Raw genomic sequence first — 5,338 nt, 5'->3', positions numbered from 1 at the left:
CCCCAACTACGAGCTTATTTCAGTAAATATTCCTAAAAATCGATATGTCGGTATTAGCGAATCTACGTACGATTTGCGAATGATGTTGTTTAGGGCGGCGAATGAAGCAGACCGTCGTTACTATCTGTATGGTGGAGAGAAAGCCAAGGAATACCGGCGCCTGGCACATGAACTGGACGAAATGGCAAGTGTTACCGGAGACTACATCGATGAGGACGGCCGGATTAAGCCGCAACACATGGCGTCGATCACAGAAGCTGTCATCCTCTCACGCCACCTGATCCTTTTAGATCAGATAGAGACGCGCTTCCAATACGAAGCCCTTCTCAGACATCTCGTTTTCCCGCAGGACGGGGATTGGTTGGCAGCCCTTGGGTGATGGACCGGGTTCTCAGGGATCGGCCCATGATCCATCGTCAGGTGAAGCGCATAACAGTTGTAGGGTTGTGCCCTGGCGACCCTTGAACCGTCTGGCCCAATCCCTGAGAAAGCGCGGATCATGTTGCGAAGGCACCGTGCCCTTGAGGCATCATGCGGCCAACTGAATGGGAGAGGGAATGATTCGATCCACGCTGTTCATCAGTGCAGCTTTGGCGGTGGTCTCGGTCGTGCTCACTTCGCTCTGGATCGGGTATGGCCCTCGCCCGCAGGTGGCACAGGAAAAGCGGGCATCAACCGTCGCTCCCCTATCCCAACAGGAGCGAACCGGACTGGATGCAAAGGGGCAACCGATCCGAACCATCACACCCGGATCGACTTCCAGTTCAGGGATGGTTGAAACGGTACCTACAGGCTCAGCACCGTACGCTACCGCTCCAACCGATCAGCCGCCTACTCCAAAGGCCCCGGTCGAACCTGATGCTCCCGTAGCCCAAAGGGAGAGTGCGTCTAACCCGAACGGGAGGACGGACAGTACCCAAGGAGCCGCTAATGATCCATCGGCAGCGACTGGTGGGAGCATCGATCTAAACACAGCCTCCGTGGAGCAGCTAAACGGCCTTGGAGCCGGGATGATCGGTAAGAGGATCATCGAGTTCCGCCCCTACACGTCCCCGGATGAACTTCTCACGCGCCGTGTCCTGAAACGCTCCGATTACGAGAGTATCAAGGCTGCGGTTACGGTTCGATAGTTTTGTGAAACAGGTGGGATTGTATCCGGCGGTTATGTCTAACGGCGCTGGATGAAATGGTGCCAGACTGTGCTATAGTCCGGCTATGCATACCCATTCCGTAATGGCCCGCCTCAAGAACGGTTCGCCCGACCTTTCTGAGGATCCCGCCCCTATACTTATACCCACCCTTATTCAGTGCGAGGGACTATGGAAGGATCGTGGAAAGCGTAGATCATGGCCTAATAATCAGTGGAGCTTCGTCAGACGCACCATCGAACCCCTGCTCTACGCTAGGATCGAACCTGAGCCTGAGCATTACGACGGTGGTCTTCTGAACCCCAGGGGCGTCATCCAGGCGCAAGCCATCGAACTTTCCTCAGTCAGTTTCGAGAATGGCCCTATCCCCGTTATCTCAGCCTACGCGCAGTTTCAGATGACGTTCGACCGGGCATTTGCGGATACCGGTGAGTTTTACGAATGGCAGGAACAGACGGATTGGATGGATTGGGCGCTGTGCTTCGGCTTCCGATTCGAGGATGGCGGTGAATGGGACGCAACATGGGAGCATGGGGGCATAGACTTCGAAATCGTCACGCCCTGATGCTGGCGCTGAATAGCTGGTTCGCCACGTCGGCCAACCGTGCATTCCAGGCCAACTGCGTGAACCACTCCTCCGGGATGGATGATGCCCCGTAGGCTGCTGCTGCTGCTATCTATCGACCGGCTGATCCTCCTGGCGCACCGTTCAGCAACCGGTAGACAGATGCTCTCGCCACATTCAGTTCCTTGGCTATGGCAGTTGCTCCCATGCCCTGCGACGCGAGTGCCTTGATCCGATCCCCGTCGATGGATGGCTTGCGGCCTCTGTAGACGCCTTCCGCCTTAGCCTTCGCGACGCCTTCCAACTGTCGTTCACGCCGGATCGCTGTCTCAAACTCAGCGAACACCCCAAGCATCTGTAGGAAGCACCGTCCGGCGGCCGTGGACGTATCGACCGGCTGTTCAAGCACCTTTAGGGACACGCCCTTTGCCTCAAGCCGGGACACGATAGCCGCGAGGTCTCCCACCGATCTGGCAAGTCGGTCGATCCGTGTAACTGTTATAGAATCCTCGGCTCTCGCGAACTGTATGATTGTTTCCAGTTCGGTCCGACCTTCCAGCTTCGTGCCCGTCGCCTTCTCGCATCGAATGACATCACAACCCGCACTCCTTAGCGCCTCTTGCTGAATGGCTAGGCTCTGTGATGAACTGCTCACTCTGGCGTAACCGTAGGTAGCCATCAGCGGGGCATCCGTCTCTTATGGTTCTAGACCCTGTCACCATAGCGTCTCGCAATAGTGCCGGCAACCCAAATAAGACGCCGTTAGGGTGGCGGAACTGTCTCGCGCCACTGTGCTGCTAGCGTATAATCAAACAAGGCGCCCAGGGCGCCTTTCAACAATGTGGTGAATATCTTACTCGAGCGAAAAGTTGAGTTCGCGCTAAATCTCCTGTATCAGTAGTATTGTCTTTCGGTCGGGTAAGTATTTAATGTCTGAACAAAGATACGCCGGTGTTTACGTAAATAACTTAGAGTTCCACGGTGGTGCTATTTTAAGTCTAAAAGATAATAGCATAGTAGTTTTAGTGGGACCCAATAACTCTGGTAAAAGTTTGAGCCTTAAGGAGATCGAGAGGCTGATAGAGAGCGGACCGTGTGACACGAAGTCAATAAAGTCGCTTACGATACAGAGAGTCGGCGATGACGGTCTGTTAGCTAAAACGGTGGCGCCATATAGAAGTAAGAAAGACGGTTACTTCTACTGGGGTGACAGCGAGTACCATCACACCTCTCTAAGAGATGTTGAAAACGGCTGGAAGCAAGACGCGCAGAAGCTAGGGCCCCTCACTGGTGTTTTCGTATCTCTGCTTAACACCGAAACCCGCTTGGCCGACTCTAACCCGGTCCAGGCGTTTGACTCGATTAAACTCAGGTCTGGATCCCACCCTATCCACGGGTTGTATTCTGACTCAGACAAAGAAGTTGAGGTAAGTGGGTTATTCCGCCAGTTCTTTGGCCTAGATTTAGTAATACATCGCAGTCCTGGGAGGACGATACCCTTATATGTCGGAATCCGACCGACGCTAGAAGGTAGTGAAACTGTTACTTCAAGGACGTACCTCGACAAAGTTGAGGAGCTTGAAACTCTTGAGACCCAGGGTGATGGATTTAGGAGCTTTACATCGATTGTGTTGCGGGTTTGGACTGGCAGTCATTCTGTTCTTCTTGTTGATGAACCGGAGGCGTTTCTACATCCTCCTCAGGCTAGAGCTGTCGGAGAGATTATATCCTCTGGGTCGGATTATCAAAAGCAGGTATTTATTTCTACCCATAGCAACGATGTTATACAGGGATTGCTCAGTAAGTTTCCGGATCGGGTCTCTGTAGTAAGACTGGATCGAAGTGGAGAATACTGCCGAGCAACTTATTTGTCGAATGAGCGCATCGCTGAGTTATGGAAAGACCCGATTCTAAGGTATTCGAATGTATTGAATGGTTTATTCCACAATCAAGTGGTGGTGACGGAGGCAGACGGGGATTGTCGTTTTTATGAAGCGTTGGCGGACGCCCAATCAATCACTGGTAAGTCTACATTCTATACATATGCTGGCGGCAAAGATCGTATTGCTGTAATCGTGCGCGCTCTGACGGCATTGCACGTTCCGGTTCGCGCGGTAGTAGATATTGACATATTTGCTAGCGACAACGCGTTGAAGGGTATCATTGAAGCTTCCGGCCGAGATTGGGAAGAATACCGGCGCGCTGTTTCGAACATAAGAACTGTGATACAGAGTAAGAAGTCTTGGTTGTTAGGCGCCGGTTTCAAGGATCGTGTTCAGGCTATCCTTGCAGAGATACGAGATAACGAGATCGTTCCCAAGGAGAAGCTCACCGCGCTGTCAGTTATCATGCGCGAGGCTTCTCCCTGGGATGCGATTAAAGACGCCGGTATTAACGCTGTTCCCTCTGGCGATCCGGCTAAGCAGCTTACGAACTTGCTTGGCTCACTCAGGCGAGCGGACGTTTTCGTGGTCCCAGTCGGTCAGATGGAACGTTTCTGTAAATCTATCGGTGGTCACGGTCCGCAATGGGTAGGTGAGGTGCTGAAAAGAGACCTTGTCAACGACGAAGAACTTAAAGAAGCTCGCTCATTCGTTTCTGATCTCGTCCTGTTCAATGACTTGGACGAGAAGATTAGTGTTTCTGTATGGTCGAAGCAGAAGCGGCTTCTCTTAAGTCCAAAGGAAGTTTCTATCCAGTCCTTCAATATGGCGATTAAGACGATTGGAAACCTGGCCCGAACTGCTTTCTTCACGGTATTGATTATATATTATGGATTTCAGCTCTTAGATTACATCGTAACATTGGCTTCGAAGAAGTAGGGCCCATCTGATAGGTTGGGGAACGATGTGTTTGGCAGTGGCTATGGCCCGTTTTCTCATACAGTTCCAATGATGTAGCGTGGGAAGCTGCGCATTGCGTCTGCCAGCATCGTCAGGGTCGGCGTTTCGTATCGTCTGCCAACTGATGAAACGCGATGACCGGTGATTGCATCCCGCAGGCGTTCTTCGATGCCGGCCCCCAAGGCTCGCGTCTTCCAAGTATGCCTCCATCCGTGGTTCGGATCGACGCCCGGATCTAGCTTGACAGTCAAGCGGACCCACTTGCCGAGTTTGTGGCCCTGTATCTCGCCCGGAGATGTCCTTGAGCCTTCACTGTGTCGTGATGGATCATAGAACAGGGGACCAGGGCCAGCCGCTGTGACGAAGGCCATGAAGCCCTCTTCGATGAGATGCGCATGGATCGGGACAGACCGTGGTTCCCCGGTCTTCGTCACCCGTAGGCGCATGAACGTGATGCTACCCTCGGTTCGGATGTCGTCACGGTGAAGGTTGGTCAGTTCGGCAATCCGTGCCCCACTGTAGGCGGCAAGCCAAGGGCACCACCGGCGAGTCGCACTCCGAGTAGGATTCCCATCGTCAAACTGGACCGCTGACGCCGCTGACAGGATTGCAGCTATCTCGCTCTCCCTGAACGTCCGCTCCCGCTGTGCTACGATCCTAGAGCGTGTTATGCACCTGTCATCAGTCGTTCGGCCTGTTTCAGCATGAGACAGACGAAGGCGACCATATGAAGTCCTGCCAGCGTGCTGGCATAACGCTCGTAATCCTTGACCAGGCGCCGA

Annotated in this window: 5 protein-coding genes and 1 pseudogene; 4 read left to right on the top strand and 2 right to left on the bottom strand. The window is 53.3% G+C overall.

What is annotated here, in order from left to right; all coding sequences use genetic code 11:
- From FV233_RS30700 to FV233_RS28015, 3 genes are all read left to right on the top strand, one after another.
- The coding region (locus FV233_RS30700) for a hypothetical protein (protein ID WP_187278254.1) at positions 1-379 on the top strand (379 nt) is incomplete at its 5' end.
- 166 nt (positions 380-545) lie between these two features.
- The gene (locus FV233_RS31785) at positions 546-1,130 is read left to right on the top strand and encodes a helix-hairpin-helix domain-containing protein (RefSeq protein ID WP_348642253.1); all 585 of its coding nucleotides are present in this window, start codon (positions 546-548) and stop codon (positions 1,128-1,130) included.
- 103 nt (positions 1,131-1,233) lie between these two features.
- Positions 1,234-1,713: a hypothetical protein gene (locus tag FV233_RS28015; protein ID WP_147899476.1), complete on the top strand. Its 480-nt coding sequence runs from the start codon at positions 1,234-1,236 to the stop codon at positions 1,711-1,713.
- Between the two features lie 112 nt (positions 1,714-1,825).
- Here the strand turns inward: FV233_RS28015 and FV233_RS28010 are convergent, their stop codons facing one another.
- Complete coding sequence (locus tag FV233_RS28010; RefSeq protein ID WP_147899475.1) at positions 1,826-2,392, bottom strand: recombinase family protein; 567 nt, start codon at positions 2,390-2,392, stop codon at positions 1,826-1,828.
- A 250-nt stretch (positions 2,393-2,642) separates the two neighbouring features.
- Here FV233_RS28010 and FV233_RS28005 point away from each other — a divergent pair, with 250 nt between their 5' ends.
- Positions 2,643-4,535, top strand: coding sequence for an AAA family ATPase (locus FV233_RS28005; protein WP_147899474.1), 1,893 nt, complete (start codon positions 2,643-2,645; stop codon positions 4,533-4,535).
- 688 nt (positions 4,536-5,223) lie between these two features.
- Here the strand turns inward: FV233_RS28005 and FV233_RS27995 are convergent.
- A pseudogene (locus FV233_RS27995) lies at positions 5,224-5,338 on the bottom strand (IS5/IS1182 family transposase); the annotation flags it as partial.

The sequence above is a fragment of the Methylobacterium sp. WL7 genome, assembly GCF_008040085.1.
Taxonomy (GTDB): Bacteria; Pseudomonadota; Alphaproteobacteria; order Rhizobiales; family Beijerinckiaceae; genus Methylobacterium; species Methylobacterium mesophilicum.
Note: the sequence above shows the minus strand (reverse complement) of the source record. Positions and strands in the feature narration are given on the sequence as shown.

Coding starts and splice junctions, on each gene's coding strand:
- FV233_RS31785 (WP_348642253.1), top strand. CDS start 546: ATGGGAGAGGGAATGATTCGATCCACGCTGTTCATCAGTGCAGCTTTG.
- FV233_RS28015 (WP_147899476.1), top strand. CDS start 1,234: ATGGCCCGCCTCAAGAACGGTTCGCCCGACCTTTCTGAGGATCCCGCC.
- FV233_RS28010 (WP_147899475.1), bottom strand. CDS start 2,392: ATGGCTACCTACGGTTACGCCAGAGTGAGCAGTTCATCACAGAGCCTA.
- FV233_RS28005 (WP_147899474.1), top strand. CDS start 2,643: ATGTCTGAACAAAGATACGCCGGTGTTTACGTAAATAACTTAGAGTTC.